At 34.9% G+C, this 19,123-nt stretch carries 18 protein-coding genes; 2 read left to right on the top strand and 16 right to left on the bottom strand.

Annotation, left to right across the window (positions count from 1 at the left end; translation table 11 throughout):
- Positions 1–2: 2 nt before the first annotated feature.
- The 16 genes from HCJ45_RS13055 to HCJ45_RS12980 form a co-directional block, all read right to left on the bottom strand.
- Positions 3–560, bottom strand: a complete 558-nt coding sequence (locus tag HCJ45_RS13055) for a GNAT family N-acetyltransferase (protein WP_187125100.1) — start codon at positions 558–560, stop codon at positions 3–5.
- 109 nt (positions 561–669) lie between these two features.
- Positions 670–1,524 (bottom strand): hypothetical protein, encoded by an 855-nt coding sequence (locus tag HCJ45_RS13050; protein WP_187125099.1) that lies wholly within the window; start codon positions 1,522–1,524, stop codon positions 670–672.
- Between the two features lie 15 nt (positions 1,525–1,539).
- Complete coding sequence (locus HCJ45_RS13045; RefSeq protein WP_187125098.1) at positions 1,540–4,170, bottom strand: cation-translocating P-type ATPase; 2,631 nt, start codon at positions 4,168–4,170, stop codon at positions 1,540–1,542.
- A gap of 225 nt (positions 4,171–4,395) precedes the next feature.
- Positions 4,396–5,034 (bottom strand): Crp/Fnr family transcriptional regulator, encoded by a 639-nt coding sequence (locus HCJ45_RS13040; RefSeq protein ID WP_187125097.1) that lies wholly within the window; start codon positions 5,032–5,034, stop codon positions 4,396–4,398.
- 240 nt (positions 5,035–5,274) lie between these two features.
- On the bottom strand, positions 5,275–6,204 hold the full coding sequence (gene fabK / locus HCJ45_RS13035) for an enoyl-[acyl-carrier-protein] reductase FabK (protein ID WP_187125096.1): 930 nt from the start codon (positions 6,202–6,204) through the stop codon (positions 5,275–5,277).
- A gap of 240 nt (positions 6,205–6,444) precedes the next feature.
- Positions 6,445–8,274, bottom strand: a complete 1,830-nt coding sequence (locus HCJ45_RS13030; protein ID WP_246456575.1) for a MucBP domain-containing protein — start codon at positions 8,272–8,274, stop codon at positions 6,445–6,447.
- A 525-nt stretch (positions 8,275–8,799) separates the two neighbouring features.
- Positions 8,800–9,828 (bottom strand): DUF389 domain-containing protein, encoded by a 1,029-nt coding sequence (locus tag HCJ45_RS13025; RefSeq protein ID WP_187125095.1) that lies wholly within the window; start codon positions 9,826–9,828, stop codon positions 8,800–8,802.
- Between the two features lie 51 nt (positions 9,829–9,879).
- Positions 9,880–10,578: a hypothetical protein gene (locus HCJ45_RS13020; protein ID WP_187125094.1), complete on the bottom strand. Its 699-nt coding sequence runs from the start codon at positions 10,576–10,578 to the stop codon at positions 9,880–9,882.
- Positions 10,579–10,849: 271 nt separating this feature from the next.
- Positions 10,850–12,184 carry a sialate O-acetylesterase gene (locus HCJ45_RS13015; RefSeq protein ID WP_187125093.1) on the bottom strand — a complete coding sequence of 445 codons (1,335 nt, stop codon included), beginning with the start codon at positions 12,182–12,184 and terminating at the stop codon, positions 10,850–10,852.
- Between the two features lie 79 nt (positions 12,185–12,263).
- Positions 12,264–12,602, bottom strand: coding sequence for a PTS lactose/cellobiose transporter subunit IIA (locus tag HCJ45_RS13010; protein WP_187125092.1), 339 nt, complete (start codon positions 12,600–12,602; stop codon positions 12,264–12,266).
- A 6-nt stretch (positions 12,603–12,608) separates the two neighbouring features.
- Complete coding sequence (locus HCJ45_RS13005) at positions 12,609–13,967, bottom strand: PTS sugar transporter subunit IIC (RefSeq protein WP_185335885.1); 1,359 nt, start codon at positions 13,965–13,967, stop codon at positions 12,609–12,611.
- Positions 13,964–14,272 carry a PTS sugar transporter subunit IIB gene (locus HCJ45_RS13000; protein WP_038406924.1) on the bottom strand — a complete coding sequence of 103 codons (309 nt, stop codon included), beginning with the start codon at positions 14,270–14,272 and terminating at the stop codon, positions 13,964–13,966. The genes HCJ45_RS13005 and HCJ45_RS13000 overlap by 4 nt, the downstream gene beginning before the upstream one ends.
- Before the next feature lie 144 nt (positions 14,273–14,416).
- Positions 14,417–15,118, bottom strand: coding sequence for a GntR family transcriptional regulator (locus HCJ45_RS12995; protein WP_038406923.1), 702 nt, complete (start codon positions 15,116–15,118; stop codon positions 14,417–14,419).
- Between the two features lie 265 nt (positions 15,119–15,383).
- Entirely contained in the window at positions 15,384–16,256 is an 873-nt protein-coding gene (locus tag HCJ45_RS12990; RefSeq protein ID WP_185347032.1) for an ROK family protein, read from the bottom strand.
- 134 nt (positions 16,257–16,390) lie between these two features.
- The gene (locus HCJ45_RS12985) at positions 16,391–16,933 is read right to left on the bottom strand and encodes an HD domain-containing protein (RefSeq protein WP_187125091.1); all 543 of its coding nucleotides are present in this window, start codon (positions 16,931–16,933) and stop codon (positions 16,391–16,393) included.
- Between the two features lie 67 nt (positions 16,934–17,000).
- Positions 17,001–17,702 carry a carbonic anhydrase gene (locus HCJ45_RS12980; protein ID WP_187125090.1) on the bottom strand — a complete coding sequence of 234 codons (702 nt, stop codon included), beginning with the start codon at positions 17,700–17,702 and terminating at the stop codon, positions 17,001–17,003.
- A gap of 315 nt (positions 17,703–18,017) precedes the next feature.
- On the opposite strand from HCJ45_RS12980, the gene HCJ45_RS12975 reads away from it, so the two are divergent.
- Together HCJ45_RS12975 and HCJ45_RS12970 are read left to right on the top strand one after the other, a co-directional pair.
- On the top strand, positions 18,018–18,491 hold the full coding sequence (locus HCJ45_RS12975; RefSeq protein WP_187125089.1) for a MarR family winged helix-turn-helix transcriptional regulator: 474 nt from the start codon (positions 18,018–18,020) through the stop codon (positions 18,489–18,491).
- Positions 18,484–18,921, top strand: coding sequence for an EVE domain-containing protein (locus HCJ45_RS12970; RefSeq protein WP_187125088.1), 438 nt, complete (start codon positions 18,484–18,486; stop codon positions 18,919–18,921). Before HCJ45_RS12975 ends, HCJ45_RS12970 begins: the two co-directional genes overlap by 8 nt.
- The last annotated feature ends 202 nt before the right edge of the window (positions 18,922–19,123 follow it).

Raw genomic sequence — 19,123 nt, 5'->3', positions numbered from 1 at the left:
TCTTATTTTTGCATATGGTCATATAAATGCCCACTAAGTACTATTTCTCCTGTTACATGAAAACCAATTCGCTCATATAAACGTTTTGCATGTGGATTTCCTTTATCACAGTTTAGTCCAACCACTTTTTCTCCATCTTTTGCTGCTATTTCTGTTAGTTTATTTAATAAAGCTGTACCAACCCCAAAACCACGATATTTTTCATTGGTAACAATAGAATCTAAATACCATTCTCCCGCAAACGTTTCCTTATCTTTAAAAATCGGCTCTTTAAAGGTAATACCGTGTTTTTTAGCAATATTGTTCCAAGGAGCATCAATTTCCGGCTCTAGTTTTCCAGGATAACCGGCAAGCACTCCGGCAATATCGTCCTCTTTTTCGTAAACATGAAGATGTCTATAACTATAACGATATGTCTCTGTTTGTATTGCTTCAATGAGTGCCTGTACAATGACTTCTTCCTTTTCTGTTTCTAAAATCGGTAACTCCATATCTTTCCAAATAATTAATAACAGCGGCGCAATTTTTGGCGCATCCGTTTTTTTAGCTTGTCGTATCAATTTTATATCCTCATTTCTTTTTCATTGTATCATTTTACTATCTTTCTGTTGTTATTTGCAAAAATAAAATGCCATTTAGATGCACTTCCTACTAAATAGCACTCTATTTTTAGGCTTTGGATACTTTTTGCAAAAAATCTATAGCATTACTTGTTAAATCTGTATCTTCCATGATTTTCGGCTCTTCTTTTGTGAGTAATTTAGTTAATTGTTTCGTTTCGCTTGCTGTTAAATCTAGTTGCTCCAAATTTTTGAGGCTATGAGCAATTGGTAAAACAGCCGTCGTGTAATTTTTTAGCGCTTCTAAATTTAGATTTTCTGTTAAAATTCCTTGTCGTAAAAGAAGTCGTGCCTTTATTTGTAAGTCAGCATCTAAACTAACATCATACGCTAAATGTTGCTGCTCTGTCTCGTGATTATCAAGAAAATGTACCTCCATCGCAATTCGGCTTACTTCATAAACACGTAATCGAATTCGCATATCTGATTCAAAAACTAATTTTACCCGAAAACTAGCATTAAGTTGGTTGTTTAGTTGTTGCACTGTCGTTAAAAGCCACTGATGATATGCCAGCATTTTTTGCCTAGCATTATTTTGTTTAATATGTTCTAAAACATAGGGCAAGGCAATTTTGTTTGCTTGATCTGTCCAATAAATTGGTAAATCACGCCAATATTTCTCTGTATTCTCACTAGTCCCGTCCACTAAAAGTAATGGATAAGGATAGGAACTCAAATCGCAAAATTGATTTTTTTGAAGCTCATATAAAAATGGAATTGTCTTCTTCACTGTTTTACTATCTATTCCAAGTGTTGTTACTAAGGGAGCAATGACGGTGGCAATTTCCTCAATAACCTCTTCTGAACGTTTTTGCGCTTGCTTACTTCCTTTATAGCGAATACTAATTTCTTGACCAAAATTTCGTTCTAATATGGTGGTAACTAAGTTTTTAGTGTCCGTCATGTTCTTTCCTCCTTTTTATGCGTTTGCTTTTTTACGCTGAATGAATTTTTGAATTTCAACAAATACCAGTGGCAGCATTGAAAGTACAAATGCAAGAACCCAGTGTATAAGACTCATTTTCACTAAGAAAAACATATTTGCAAGTGGTGGAATAATTGCTAGACCTAGAATAATCAACATCGAACAAATTGCACTAAAGAACAACCCTCGATTAGATAAAAAACCAATTGTAAAGATCGATTTATCACTTCTTACATTAAAAATATGTGCAACTGACGACCAAGCAAGAATAATAAACGCCATTGTCATCCCTACTTCATAACTTGCACCGATGGACGGATGAATTATTACAAATTGTCCAATATAGAAACCAGCTAGCGTTACAATCGTAAAGACAACTGCTTGGATTGCCATTTTCTTCCCAAGTCCTCCCGCAAATATTCCGGCATTTTTCGGTATTGGTTGACGGTTCATTATCGAATCATCCGCTTTTTCTCGGCTTAGGAAGAAACCAGGAATTCCATCGGACACAACGTTGATTAATAGCAATTGAACTGCAACAACTGGTGCTCCCCATCCTAAAATAATCGCAATCAGCATAATAAAAATTTGAGAAAAGTTAGTACTCAATAAGAAATAAATGGTTTTTCGAATATTTTCATAAGCTGTCCGACCTTCTTTTACCGCATCAACAATGGTTGCAAAGTTATCATCGGTAATAACCATATCTGCTGCATTTTTAGATACGTCGGTTCCAGTAATCCCCATTGCCGCACCTACATCCGCTGCTTTTAGGGCTGGAGCATCATTTACTCCATCACCAGTCATTGTTACAATTTCACCATTTTTCTGCCAAGCTTTTACAATTCGAATCTTATCTTCTGGACTAACACGAGCATATACTGCATAGTCTCTAATATTTTTCTCTAAGTCTTGTTCTGACATTTCTGCAAGTTCTGCTCCAGTTATCGCTTTGTCATTATCTGTTAAAATACCAATTTCTTTTGCAATAGCCGATGCTGTCACAATGTGGTCACCAGTAATCATTACTGTTTTTATACCCGCTTTTTTTGCTGCTAACACGGCGGATTTACTTTCTGGTCGTGGAGGATCTATCATTCCAACCATTCCCGCGAAAGTTAGGTTTGTCTCTAATGCTTTACTCGAAAGATCCGTTGGCATTTTTTCGTATTTTTTATAAGCGACAACAAGCACTCGTAAAGCATCTTCAGCAAAACTATCATGTACACTCTCTGCTTTTGCCAATAGCTCATCAGAAAAAGCAACAGGAATTCGGTCAAATGCTCCTTTTGTGATGGAAAGGAAGCCATTTTCTGTTTGGTGAATGGTTGTCATTAATTTCCTATCGGAGTCAAATGGGAGTTCAAAAACACGAGGATATTTTTCTTCAAGGACATTCTTTTTTGTCCCTTTTTCTTCTAGCAAACGAATAATCGCGCTTTCAGTTGGGTCCCCAATGATGATTTCTTCACCATCTGTTACTTCAATCGTTGCGTTACTAGCAAGACTTAGCATTTCTAAAACATTCGCTTCTGCTGTTCCAAAATTTGCTGTTGCCTTCATTGGAGCATGCTCTGTTGCCCAAATTTGTTGAATAATCATTTTGTTTTGTGTGAGTGTCCCTGTTTTATCGGAACAAATGACAGAAGTATTCCCAATCGTTTCAACGGCAGGAATTCGGCGGATAATCGTGTTTTTCCGCACCATATTTTGAACCCCATATGCAAGGGTCAATGTTACAATCACAGGTAATGTCTCTGGTACTGCTGCTACTGCAAGAGAAATCGCAATCATCAGTGTTTCAATAATCGTTTCCCCATACACATACACATCAATAATAAATATTAATATTCCTGCTAAAAGTGCGACAATGCTAAGACGTTTTGCTAATTCTTTTAAGCGATGTTGTAAGGGTGTCATTAATTTTGACGTATTATTTAATAATCCAGCAATTTTCCCCATCTCGGTCGCCATACCAATTTCTACTACTACCGCTGTTGCACGTCCATTCGTTACAAGACAGCCAGAATAAAGCATATTAAGTCGATCTCCAATAGGTGCTTTTTCGGAAATTTCAGCTGTTGCATCTTTTTCTACTGGTACACTCTCCCCGGTAAGTGCAGACTCCTCGACTTGCAAACTACTGCTGGAAATTATCCGCGCATCGGCTGGAATCATATCTCCTGCAACTATTTCGATAATGTCTCCCGGTACTAATTCTGCTACGTCTACTTGAGTTCGAACTCCATCGCGAAGTACCGTTGTTAAATGAGCATTCATATTTTGAAGTGCAGCGAGTGCTTTCTCTGCGCTGCTTTCTTGATAAATACCAAGAACCATATTTAATATAACAATTCCTAAAATAACAACTACTTTTGCCCAACCATATCCAGTTGTAATTGCTAAATAAGCTGAAATAGCAGCTGCAACAAGTAAAACAATCGTTGTGATTTCTAATAAATGATGACCTACTTTTTGAAGAAGTGACTCTTTTTTTCCTTCTTCAAACTCGTTTCTACCAAATTCCAAATGTTTTTGCTTTACTTGTTCTTTTGTTAATCCTGTGTCTAAATTTGTGTGTAGTTTACTGAGAAGCTGCTCGATTGACTCTTTTAACCAAAGCATACATCTACCTCCTACGCACCCGCTCTTAAATAAAGCAAGTACTTACTTTATTTTATTAGAAAAAAATACATATTTTTCCGATTTCTTAATTTCAGTATATAGCACTGCTTGAAAAAAAGCAAGTACTTAGTTTTTTTCTGAATCTAACGTTATTTCTAAGAATAGCAAACTCCGAAGCTACTTTTCAGCTTCGGAGCACTTAATATTTTTGTTACTTTTATAGCTTTAAGCACATGAGGGATGTGATATAGATGGTTCTACTTTCGATCCATATTTAGGAGGGATTTCAGATACTCCCTTTTCCATTAATTCTCTCATAATTTGCGAGGCAGTTGAAACGGGGCATTTAGCTAGTTTTGCAAGAACATTCACTCTTAACCATTTCGGAAAATCGGGGTTTTCTACGGGGTCTATTTTATAGTGGTTTACAATCAGTGCTAAGACAATATTTGCACGTTCTTCTGGACTAACAGACATTAATTTTTTATCCCGTTCAAGGTCGCGTTCGAGATCTTCAGCAATTTGTAAAAAAAAGTTTGATAATAAGCCACTGGCATCTAATTGGGAAAATAATTTTTCTGTTGGTATTATACTATATGTCGACGTTTCTAGTGCCGTAAGCTGAAAACTATCTTGAATGGTAAAAATAATACGATGATCCGCAAAGACACGATGAATCACCGGCTTTTCCCCGTCACTTTCTTGTACCAACAGACCTTTTTCCATTATTATTACTTCTTCTTTGTTCACGGTAATCTTTTCACTTGCTTCTATTTTTTTACGAGAAAGGTAAAATTTATCTGTTATCCATGAATACATTAATGAGTCTTGTTTTACATATTGATGAAATTCTAAAAAGGTCATTTTTCCCTGCTTCCTTTCCTAACATTCACTTATCCATTACTTCTTTCAAAGTATATTTATAGTATACTTCCTCTAAATGAAAATAGTGTTAGCAATTTTTTCATTAAATTATTATTTTTGTTTTTTAGGAAATAAGGTGCTTTTATAACAAAAAGATAGGATATGCTTAAATCTCACATATCCTATCTTTTCTTTATTATTTATCTGGTAGAACTTTTTTAGCTTTTTTGTAATATAAAATTAGTTTATTTTTAAGTTTGTAATAACTGAGTTTGTATCAGCCATCATTTCCTCTATTACCTCTTTACAAGGTTTGATTTCTGTAATTAGACCAGCAATTTGCCCAGCCATAACAGAACCATTGTCTGTATCTCCTTCTTGCACTGCTTTTCTTAACGAACCAAGTGTTAGCTCCTCTAATGTATCACGATCAGCATTTTCCTCTTCTAAACGGATATACTCTTTAATCATTTTGTTTTTAATGGAACGAACCGGTGCTCCGGCTTTACGTCCAGTGACCATTGTATCGCGGTCAGAAGCTTTAATAACCGCTGTTTTAAAATCAGGGTGAACTGGGCATTCTTCTGTCGCTAGAAAACGCGTGCCAATTTGAACACCTTTTGCACCTAGAGCAAATGCAGCAGCAATTCCACGACCATCTGCAATTCCGCCAGCACCAATAACTGGGATAGTAACGGCATCAACAATTTGTGGTAATAAAGCCATAGTAGTTGTTTCTCCAACATGTCCTCCAGCTTCTGTTCCTTCTGCAATCACTGCGTCTGCACCCATCTTTTCCATACGTTTCGCAATCATAACAGATGGAACAACAGGAATAACTATAATTCCAGCTTCTTTCCAGATTGGCATAAACGTTTTTGGTGTTCCTGCCCCAGTTGTCACAATACCGATTTTCTCTTCTATAATAACTTCTGTTAATTCGGCAATATTTGTCATCATTAACATTAAATTAACACCAAATGGTTTATCTGTTAGGCTTTTTGTTTTTTGGATTTCTTCGCGAAGCATATCCGCACTCATTCCCCCAGAAGCGATAATTCCAAGTCCACCTGCATTTGAAACAGCTGCAACAAGTGGTGCTTTCGCAATTTGCGCCATTGCACCTTGGATAATAGGGTATTTAATATTTAATAAATTTGTAATTGACATCTTTTTTCCTCCTGCGTTCTTGTTTGTTTTATCACAATTTAGTATATCAAATAATACCTGGATAAACTAGGTGCTAATGAATTAATCGAGACAATATAAAGTTCATTTTTACTATAGGTTAACAGCTAATCATCTGCCGCCTATAAATCTTTCCATAAAAAAACTTCTTACCAAATTTACTTACATTTGATAAGAAGTTTTTCTAGTAAAGCAAATTGCTATTATTTTAGTTTTTAATGATTATTTTGCTTTTTTTGTTTTGCGCATAAATACCCAAAGTCCACCTAGTAAAAGCGCTCCGATACCAACTAGTAAACCACTTTGTAAAGCGTTATCTCCTGTTTTTGGTAGAGAGTTTTTCGCCATGGTCGCTGTTTTAGCTGGTGTATTAGTTTGTGTTTTTGCAGTAGCTGTATTTGGTGATGTTGTTGCTGTACTATCTTTTACATCGCTATCATTACTGCTTTTGCTATCACTATTACTTTCAGCTGTATCATTATTGGTAGGAGTGTCTGAAGTGTTGTCTGAAGGAGTTTCAGAGTTATCATCAGTGTGAGTACCTATTTCATCTGTTGATGTATTGTTATCATCTGGATCAACTGGTGTTGGTGTTGGTGTGACATTTTCATCAGCATTTTTTTCATATACATAAGTGACTGTTTGTGCTTGGTCGCTAAATGTACCTGATGCGTTTGCTGGTGTTTCTTTTAGTGTCCAACCATCAATTGTTTTCGCTTCTGAAGTATAAGTTTCATCTACATTTCCACTTAATGTTTCAGCTGCTGCAAGTTCATTGCCATCTGCGTCTACATATTTCACAGTTACGTCTGCCCCAGCTTGCACTTCTGCTATTTTCTTAAATGGTACTTGTAAATTGACACTGCCGCCGTTTTGTTCAAAAATGACCATTTTGTCTAGATTGGCTTGATAAGCTGCTTCGTCAAATTCATAGCCTTCAAAGTTTTCTGCAATAAGATCTAAATCAAATTGAGCTGGTGTCGCTCCAACTGCTGCCTCAAACCCAGCTGCATCGATGGTGCCATTCATGTAGGCCACCATATTTTGCAGTACATCACTCCATAATTTATCTGTCGTTAATGTACCTTCCCTTAAATCATTGTATGTTGCTCCTTCTGCTAATTCTCCAAATGTGACTGTGTTAGAAGGTACGCCGTCTGGATAAGCGTAGGACAAGTTAAGCGAGGATACAAGTTCTTGACGCTCACCATCTTCTGAAACAAATGAAATCCCAACTGTTCCCTTGTTGACTTCATTTTTCACATAAGTGTAAGTGACTGTTTGTGCTTGGTCGCTAAATGTACCTGATGCGTTTGCTGGTGTTTCTTTGAGTGTCCAGCCATCAATTGTTTTCGCTTCTGAAGTATAAGTTTCATCTACATTTCCACTTAATGTTTCTGCTGCTGCAAGTTCATTGCCATCTGCATCTACATATTTCACAGTTACGTCTGCCCCGGCTTGCACTTCTGCTATTTTCTTAAATGGTACTTGTAAATTGACACTGCCGCCGTTTTGTTCAAAAATGACCATTTTGTCTAGGTTGGCTTGATAAGCTGCTTCATCAAGTTCATAGCCTTCAAAGTTTTCTGCAATAAGATCTAAATCAAATTGAGCTGGTGTCGCTCCAACAGCTGCTTCAAATCCAGCTGCATCGATGGTGCCATTCATGTAGGCCGCCATATTTTGCAGTACATCGCTCCATAATTTATCTGTCGTTAATGTACCTTCTCTTAAATCATTGTATGTTGCACCTTCTGCTAATTCTCCAAATGTGACTGTGTTAGAAGGTACTCCATCTGGATAAGCGTAGGACAAGTTAAGCGAGGATACAAGTTCTTGGCGCTCACCATCTTCTGAAACAAATGAAATCCCGACTGTTCCTTTGTTGACTTCACTATCTGTTGCTGCTAATGGCTGATTATTTGTATTTGTTGTCGATGTTGTTGTTTTATTTTGATTGATAGTATCATTACTCGCTGCAAAAACTTGAAACGGTGCTTGAACGATTAAAGATGTACCTAATAATATTGCTCCAATTTTACCTAACTTCATTTTTTCGTGCTCCTTAATATTTATTATCAAGTCATCCGAAATGTTATAAATGTTGTCTAGTACGACTTGACTTCAAAAGTATAACAAAGCATACATGCCTTCCCCTGTGTAGGATTTCACACCGAACCCTATATTTTATGTACATTTTTTGTGTGAGCTAAAAATCTCTTTGGACCCTTTTTAAAACTTTGAAATAGAGTGACTAACAAGATATTTTATAAGTTTCTTTATTAAGTTTGCTAAAAAATATATGCGCCATTTTCTTAAATTTGTACCAAAAAAACAGGAATCATTATATAAACCATTTCGAAAAATGGAATAGACATGATTCCTGCATATTATTATTTTAGAGACCTTTTTCGTCTCAATAGTTGTTCATTAAGTGGATATTACAAATTAATTATTAAAGACATCATCTGAAAAGTGGGAGTTTTAAAATCATTGGTTTTCCACCTATCGATTATTGCAGCAACACTACTTGAAAATACCAAACAATTCAATTCATTTTTTCTACGACTGATTTGACTAGTTAGCATGTTCTTCCACATTTTTACTTTTTTCTTCATCGAGTTTTTTCTTAATGTATTGGTCGATATATTTTGTTGCGTCGCTTCCTTTTAGTTCAGTGAAGTCAGGAACTTGATCAATATCAAGCGAAACTTTATCTAGCCCATATTCTGGTAAATCTGCTTGAATACTTTCAACTTCACTTTTGGGCATTGGCGTACCAGATATTGTCACTGTAAGTACTTCATTTGCTTCATTATAACTTTGATTTAAAACGACATAATCAGCAAATTCATCATCCACAAATTGCTTGATAGCTGATTTTTGAATGCTGGCTTGAACTAAAGCAGAAGCAGAAAAAATACTTGGAACAACAATTAGTAATGATAAAATAGTCGTAAAAATAATAATTCGTCTATTTTCTTTCTTGGTTTTTTCTTTATGGAGTGGAAATCTCATAAAACGAACGCCTATAAAAGTCGCAATAGTGATAAAAGCGCAGTTTATAATGAATAAATAAGAAGCACCAATAAAATAAGAAAAGTTTAGTGTAGCTATGGCATAACCAATCGTACAAACTGGTGGCATTAGCGCTGTTGCAATAGCTACCCCTGGAACAATATTTGTGCTTGTTTTTTTAGTTGCTCCAATTATTCCCGCAACCCCACCGCCAAATGCGATAATAACATCCCATATTGTTGGAGAGGTTCTGGCAATTATTTCATCACTCGCATAGGTAATTGGTGAAATAGTAAAATAAAGGGTTGCTACTACAAGACTCACCAAAACCTCTACAAAAAGTAACTTTGCGGCTCGTTTAACAATATAAAAGTCAAATACAGAAAGACCGTACCCTATACCTAATATAGGCGTCATTAAAGGGGAAATTAACATTGCACCAATAATAACAGGGATTGAATTCATATTTAATCCTATAGAAGCTATTAGGATTGCGCACATTAAAATGACAGAATCGCTCGTTTTAATTTTTAAATCTGCAATAATTTTTTGTCTAAATTCTACTGCATCATAATTTGTGTTAGCCATAACTTCTCCTTTTGTGTAATATAATTTTTTAAAAGTTAAACAGCTTTTTTTCTAGCTCTGTGGTCTTTTCCATAAGTTGTATAGATCAGAAATATGCGAAATAAGTATTAATAAGAATGACACTACTACTCCAATGATAAGCATATTTTCATAACTCTTTACTTTATCCAACCATTCAGAAAGCAATGTAAAAATCCCAGTGTGTTTATCTAATTTAGTAGAGATTTCCTTAAATTTTTGGACAGCTTTTTGCGGATCATCGATAATTTTTGTCAGTGCCTCTTCTACTTCTTGGGAATTATGGGTTAAAACAGCCTTTTTAACAGTAACTACATTTTCATGGATATTTTGATATGTATGCAACGACTGAACACTAAATAAAATCATAAAAGAAATAAGTGATAGCAACAATAAACCATACCCACTTGTAATCGCAATGCTTGATTTCGTCCAGCCTTCCTTCTTTTTAGCCCGAAACATGATGACAATAATAAAAATAGGAATTGCAATAATGATTAACAACTCTATAATTACAAAAATAACGGTGCTTTTCAGTGCAGCAACAACTTGATGTAAAAAGAATGTGACCAAATCATTTCCAGCCAAAAGATTAATAATGTTGGATACAGAAAAATCAAAATGACCTGAAACCATATTCCAAATAATCTCTCGTTGAAATAGTAGCCCTAAAAATACAAGTGCAATAAAAAATAAACTAGTAATAAGAACAATTTTTCTTTCTTTTATCAACTTAATTCCCCCTTTGATAGTAAGTACTCTTCCCTTTCATTCCCTGAATTTGTATGAAATAATCACAAAAACAGCCTGAATAAATCTATTTTTTATCCATTTGGCTGTATTAAACAAATTATGTATTTCGTTTGACTCGCCAATAAATATCTTAACATTAAAGAAGTGTTATTCCTATGATTATTTATCCATTGATTTCTTAGAATATTTACAGCAAAAAATGACAAAGAAACCGCGCATCTCCATGTGCTTCTTTGTCATTTTTCATTTTTTATTCTTCTATCATTACTTTAAATGGTGAAACGGGAATTCCAAATTCATTCACTAAATATCCCGTTGGAAAGTTTTCATAGGCATATTTAAAGATACCCTTCATTTCTGTAGGTATATTTAATGTTGCTCCATCAATTTCCACACCAGGAAAATTAAAAGGATATTCTCCAACAATAGTTAATTTTTGGGCATTTTTTATTGTGATACTTGATTGATTTAGTCGGCAGATGGTTGGTGTTATCTCAGCAGCACATTGATTTAATATTCTACTTATGATAAATGCCGTTCTTTCTCCAATAACACGTTTAGAAGGAGGATGAATATCATAAGCTTCTCCCGTATCAATCGTTGTAATCAAATAAGTTAGCAAAGTTTCTTCCACTACTTGTTCTTGAATTTCACGGATAATTGGCCAACTTCCTTCTGGTGCATTGGCATATTTTGGAAGTTGGATGACAAAGAAAGGTAGTTTAGCGTCACCAAAAATTTGTCGCCATTGTTCTATTAGTTTTTTTAGCAATAATTTGTAAACAGCACCGAATTGTACATCTTCCTCTCCCTGATACCAAATAATTGCCTGAAACTTTACTCCAACAATAGTTTGTAGCATCGTATGGTACAATCCAGAAGGTCTACCATAACTTTTAGGAGTCATTGGAGGTGGCCAAGGAGAATGACCAAGTATTTGCTTCACTTCTTTTAAGGATAGCGCTGGATTATCGCGAATAAACGCTTCTTTCTTCCAAGCAAATGAACGGCTTTTTTCTTCAAAAGCTTCTCGTTCTGCATCTAATTCAGCTTCATCTTTATTTAAAATTGCTTGCTTAAATGGCTCAAGATATGTTTGATTTAATAGCTTATTTTCTGCTAGCACTTCATTTGATACCCAACATGATGCAGATGTGCCACCTTTATAACAACCAATAATCCCAATTGGAACCTCTGGATTTTCTAAATATAATTGAACTGCAAAATAATATGCGACAGCGGATATATTTCCATTTACATTTTCCCAAGTCATCAAATCCATTTCGTGACCAGGGTATTCGATTTGCGGTACATTATAAAAACGAATTTTGGACCAATTCATTGTTGCTTGTGCAAATTCCACATCATTCTTTAGTTGAAATTCCATATTAGATTGCCCGGCAACTAAATATACATCCCCAAATAAAATATTTTCTAAAACGATTTGCTGCCCTTCGGAAATAAATTGAAATGATGCTGTTTCATTTGCTGAAAAGGCTGGAACTTCTATTTGAAATTCTCCTGCTTCATTTGCAATTGTTTCCAAGTTTAGATTTGACGAAACCAATGTTACTTTTGCATTCACCCTAGCCTCTCCAAAAAACAAAACGGGTTTATCTCGCTGCAATATCATATTATCTGAAAATATTGGCGCTAGCTTAAAATCATTCGTCATTGTCTTGACTCGTCACCTTCTCTAATTTGCTATATAGTACATGGAAACGTTCTGCTAAATCAATCATAATATTCGCAGTTGTAAAATGATCCTGAGAATGAATAAGGAGAATCGATTTTTCTATTTCTGTTCCATTCATTTCACTAGTCAACCAACCAGTTTGGATCGCATGTGCTTCATGTAGCGTTTGTTTTGCTTCTTTTACAGTCTTTATTGACTGCTCCAATTCTCCTTTTTCTGCTTCTAAAATTGCATTCATCGCCATTGATTTAGCGTTTCCAGCAACAAAGATTAATTGCATCGCTTGTTCTAATTGCGTTTCATTCACTTAAAATCAAACTCCTTTCATTTTTTTCAGATTCATTTGGTTCGCTATACGTATAAATGGAATGTAAATAAGAACCGCGACAGCTAAATTAACTAATTGAACAATTGCACCATTAATCGTTCCTGTAAATAATAATCCAGAAATAAGTGGCGGAACTGTCCATGGTACATTATTAGTAATCACATCAATAAAGCCGATATTAGTAAAGAATACTGCTAGATAAAAACAAACTGGCTGCACAAGCACAAAAGGAACAAACATAACTGGATTTAATACAATGGGCAATCCAAACGTAATTGGCTCACTAATATTAAAAACAGCTGGCATTAAAGCAATTTTGGATACCTTTTTTTCTGCATTAATTTTAGAAAAAATCAAAATCGCTAAAACTGGCGCTAAAGCAAAAGTTCCTGCTGCAATAGTAGAAAAGTTCATAAACATCGTTGAATATAGATGTTTCGCTGTTCCTAAAATATTTTCTGTATCTGCAACATTCCAAGTGACTCCAAATACGGGTCCCCAAATGGATGTTGGGTGAATTCCAAACCATTGTAATAGTGGCCAAGTAATTTGAACTACTAAAGCAAAAGCAGCTGTTCCTGAAATAGCCATTGCTGGTTTTTGTAGAATTTGTAATAATAATTCTGGCAATGAAACACCTGCCAAACCAACACTAATCCCCGTCCCAATAACAAATACTGCTAATGTAATAATCCCTGGAACTAATGATTCAAAACTACGCGCAACTGCCGGCGGAACTGAATCAGGCATTTTTATAATAATATTTTTTTGTAATACTTTATTATAGACAAAAACAGCAATTCCACTAATCAAAAGTGCAGAAAAAACACCTGGTGTCCCTAAGAAATTAGAGTTTAGCATGCCTGTAATTTCTACATTTTTATTATTCACCATATAATCATAGTTCCATGGTAAACAAATAAAGAAAGAAGCCATCGCATACAGAACAGATGTCATATGCTCTTTATTACTTGGAAAGAATTTTTTAGAGAATGTATAGGAAAATACTACAACAATAAGTAAAGAAAATACGGATAAGGCACCTTGAGAGAATAGATTTACCAGCGATTGAATATATGTAAGGGTTTGAGCAAAATCAGAGCTAGCCCAAGCACTCCATGAACCGCTTATTAATTTTCCAATATGTAATCCTTGCTCTCCAAAAATCAAGCCATTTGGATCCAAGAAAACAGAACTAATCATTACAGCAAAACCAGCAATCATTGTAACAGCCGCAACGAGTATAAATGTATCACGAAGCGTAAGTAACAATTTATTTCCAGCAATTTTTCCTACCGTGCGAGTGAAAGAGGCCTGAAATCCACTAAATCCACCTGGCTTCATTCTGGAATCACTCCCTCATCATTTAATCTATTAATAATAGAAACACCATCCATTGCACCAAATTCCGCCATCGTTAAGGAAATTATTTTTTTATCTGGGTGTGCTGCTTTCACTTGATCAAATGCCCACGAAATCTGAGGAGCAATAATGATTACATCTACTTCATTTCCAACCTCATCAATCATTGCAAAGTCATAAGCATCGACATCTACGTTTGTTTTCCCCATCGCTTCATACGCTTTTTTCATTTTTGATCCTACAAGACTTGTTGACATTCCACCACTACAAAATAATGCAATTTTCATTTTCATTTCTCCTCACTTTTTTAAATAGAAAACGTTTTCTTAATTAATAGTATAACCAATAAAAATCATAAGTCAATACTTATTAATATAAGTCATAACAAATTTAAATAAAAAAAAGAAAAGAAATGAATTTTAGCTCATTTCTTAAATAATATTCACTGTTTTAAATTCGTATTCATCCGTTTTTATTTTAGTAAGTGAGTATTCACAAGGCCTACCATTATCTAAAAATACTGTTTGTTCAATTTCTAGCAGTGGATAGTTCCAGTCTACCTGAAGCCATTTTTCTTCCAGCTTGGAAGGCCTAGAAGCTCGAATGCTACGATGAATACTTTTAGGTGTTAGACTAAGTTCTTCTTCCATAAATGTATATACCGAATCTGCTAAAACGTCCAATCGCATTCCCTGGATTAACTGAATTGGCATAAAACTACGCTCTATCGCAATAGGTTGGTCGTTCTTCTTTCTTAGTCGATAGATATCATATACAAATTCACTCGAAGACAATTTTAATTTTTGTGCTATATCATCCGGTGATTTAATCACTGTAAAATCTATTACTTCTGTTGTAATCTCTCTTCCATTAAAATTTTCTAGCAGTGTTGAATGTGTGAATTCTTTTGGTTCTATATCTTTAACATAGCTTCCTGATCCACGTCTTTTATAGATATAGCCTTCATTCACGAGTATGTCCATTGCTTTTCTTATAGTGATTCTACTCGCATTATACGCTTTGCACAGGTCTTTTTCGAATGGAAGCTGTTCATTTGGTTCATATGATTTCTCTTGAATTTTCCTGCGTAAATCATTCGCAATTAATTCGTACTTTGTATTTGCTATATCCATTTCATACATCCTTTATTATTTGTCATATCTTTTAATAGTGTAACATAATTTGTATCATAGTACTGCTTTTTTCCTCTATGATGTTCTACTTCTATAATTTTATATAGATAAAGTCCATTTCCCATCAATCGTTTAGGCACTTCTATTCTAGCAAAAGTAATCCTTTTTGTGTATAAAAAAATGGATTTAATCACTCCTTTCAAAAAGGAATTCTTAAATCCATTTTTCTATTTACTGAAATCTAAATTTCATTACTTGTATATGATTAATTTGTTTTTTCCGCATCGACAGCAAGTAATACACAACCAGTAATCCCCGCATCATCTTCCAATTTTGGCGGAACGATATATGTTTCTAAATCGGGTAACTGTACATAATTATTTACTAGCGCTTTTAGTTTTTGACGAACTAATGGGAAAAGTTGACGTTGTTTCATCACGCCTCCACCTAAAACAATTCTTTCAGGAGATAAAATCAATGTATAATTCATTAAGGCTTGGGCAATATAATGAGCTTCTAAATTCCAAACTTCTTCATTATCTGCAAGTTCGGCTGCTTTTTTACCCCAACGTTTTTCAATTGCGCCACCCGCTGCCAGTCCTTCCAAGCAATCACTATGACTTGGACAACTACCAGTAAAACGATCTAGCTTATGACGGCGAACCATGATATGACCCATTTCCGGATGAGAAAATCCTTCTAAAATCTTCCCAGAAACCACTGCACCACCGCCGATTCCTGTTCCAATTGTTAGATAGACACAACTTGATAAACCTGCTGCTGCTCCAAGACTAACCTCTCCAAGCGCTGCGGCATTTACATCTGTCGTGAAACCAATCGGGATATTAAATTCTTTTTTGATTGCACCAACAATATCATAATTTCTCCAGGCAAGTTTTGGCGTTTGCGTGATATATCCGTATGTAGGACTAGATTTTTGAATATCAATCGGACCAAAAGAACCAATTCCAATTGCCTTTAATTCATCTTGATACTGTTTAAAAAATTGAATTACTGCTTTCATTGTCTCTGCTGGTTCCGTTGTTGGGTAGCTTTCGCGTTTAATAATTTTACCGGATTCTTCTCCAATTGCAACAACAAACTTTGTTCCACCTGCTTCAATTGCTCCATAAACCATCCAAAAAACTCCCTTTCTACTATGTTTATAACGCTTTCATTTTACATCAGATTTTAAGAAAAAGAAACTTATTTTCTAAAAACTTTCTAAATTAATTCTAAATACCTAATTTAACAGTTATTTTAACTTAAATATTATCTTTTAAAAATCCATTTAACTAAACGAGCATACTCTGCAAAAAAGGGTGGAATTTCAGACGGATTTAGCCCATATTCCATATTATTTTTAATGCCTTCATTATACCATTTTTGCTTGTCGTAGCCACGTTTGAAATAATTCCACACTGAATCGCCTTCAGAGCTTAAAGCATATCTTACAGAGCTTAGATTATCTAACTTATCTGCAACAATAAGTGCTTTTTCTTCTAAAGTACCCGTACGAACCTGTTCTATTGTGTGCGCTTTCCGTTCTTCCCAAGATAAATCCTTATTTTCTGTATGAGCTGCCACTAAATCTGCCACCTTCTCGCCAAACATATCACGAATGTCTTTATCAGTCATCGAAGTGTCTTCTACTGCATCGTGGAGTAACCCAGCAATAACCACCTCTTCTGAAAAACCCGCACGGCGCAATATTCTTGCCACATTTAAAGGGTGCGAAAAATAAGCCTCTCCTGTAATTTTACGAACTTGTCCACTATGTGCTTCAATCATTTTTTTGCGTGCTTTTTCATACATAAAAATAAGCCTCCACTCGTAAATCTATGCTTATACTATACAAGATTCGAGCGAGGCTTTCTAGTTTTTAGTTGTAAAAAGTAATTTCACGACCATTTAAAGGTTGCACTGGTCGACTGGTATTGCCAATTGCTTTATCTAATTCAGTAAAGTCAGCTTGTTTAAGTGACTTCGCATTTTTCAACACAATCCACGTAACACCTTCTACAGTTGGTGGCGTTGTCCGCGAGCCTTGGTATGTATAGAAAACACGTTCCTCTGGCATAAATTCATTAACATCTAAAGTAATTTCACGTTCTGTTTCAAAATCGACAAAAACTTCTGGGAAATGTTTTGGTAAATCTTTTAATTCCACATTAGTTGTATTATCAATCTCCATCCAAGCACTCATTACTAGTGTTGTTCCATCTGCTTTTTCATGTACAAAATGCCATTCAATCGGATAAATATACCCGTCTAACAGGTGCTCTGCTGGAATATGGGCATGAAACGATACAAGTGGAAAATATTCGCCGTTAAAGCGTAACCCTTGTTCTTTATCGTGCGGAAACACATGCACAGATTGTTCTATTCTTTTAATCGTATAATCTGTTTCTTTATAATAAAATTTTATAGTTGATGGTTTAACTTCTTCTACATCTGATTGTTCAATATTCACTGGCGATTGTGCCTTACCAGTATTCGCTATTTCAAAGTCAGAACAAATATGCCCCCACATATCTGGACCAGTCTTTTCATCATAGCCCCATTTCACTTTCTCCACAGTCATAATCAGTTCTCCTTTTCAAAAAAATTACGTAATGTTATTTTAGCGGATTATTGATATATTAAACAAGTTATTTGCTTATTGTTCGGATTTTCCATTCCGCTAGTAACTTGTGAACAGATATTGGTTGTTTAAAATAAAAAAGGAGAACTGTTCATTGAGGTCCTAGTGCACAACAGCTATCTTTTTAATATCTTGCTTTTAATAGTACGTTAACTTATAATAAGCATGTATATTAATGAGTCGCTCCAATGTTTACTAGTATTTTAAAAAATGTATCTAAAATAATGCTTTTATTAAAAGGAGTAGTGAAAACGAATGGAATTTAAATCAAGAAGTAAACAAAATTCTGAAGAGGCTATTGGGCTGCAATTTATTAAGGTTTATAATTTATGGCATAACCAGATTAAAATGACCTTACGACAAGTTAATCTGACTCACCCTCAATTTATAGTTCTAACTTCTCTTGGCTATTTACAACAAACGAAACAGGAAATTACGCAGGTAATGGTAGCAAAAATCTCTGAAATGGATGTTATGACAGTTTCACAAGTCTTACAAATATTAGAAAAAAAAGAGTTGATTTTGCGACAAGCGCATTCAACAGATACACGTGCCAAAGCTTTGTCCTTAACTGAGAAAGGGAGCTTGGTTATGAATCAAGCCTTACCATTAGTTGAAGGAGTCGATCAAGAAATTTTTGGCGCTCTGAGTGAACAACAAGCAACATTTAATCATTATCTAAAAGAAATAATTAACAAACATGAAAAAGAGGCTAAAGACTATGACTAATTATTGGGTGGGAGTAGTTTCTAAAAACCATGTAGAAATAGGCGTTAAAGGTGGTTTTTGTCAGTTGAATCATGGAAAAAAAGCACCTTTAACACGAATGAAACCAGGCGATTGGATTGTTTTTTATAGTCCAAAATTGAGCTTAGATGGTGCCGAACCATATCAAAAATTTACTGCGCTCGGTCAAGTACAAGCAGGAGACGCTTATCAAGTTGAGATGGCAGTAAACTTTAGACCATATCGTAAAAACATCGCTTACTATCTACTCGAAAAAGAACTTCCTTTACGCGCTCTGAGTGATTTTCCAGAATGGCAAGAAAAACGATCCCAATTACGATTTGGACATTTTGCTATTTCAGAAGAATTATTTAGAGTGATTGCCTCAGCGATGGGTGTTAAAAAGAATCAATATGTCCAAACTGAACAATAAGCGTGCAGCAAAACTCTCCTAAAACAAAAAATATCTTAGTGAAAATCAGAATAACTGATAATCGCTAGGATATTTTTATGCATTGAGTAGATTAAGCTAATTTATAGTCAATTTCCCCAATTTATTGCCTTTAAATTAGGCTTCTTTCTTGTTTGTGGTAAGTCAAAGCTAACTATAATTAGTAGAAATTAGCTAATACATT

This window comes from Listeria immobilis (assembly GCF_014322845.1).
GTDB classification, from domain to species: Bacteria; Bacillota; Bacilli; order Lactobacillales; family Listeriaceae; genus Listeria; species Listeria immobilis.
This window is presented reverse-complemented; position numbering and strand designations above follow the sequence as displayed.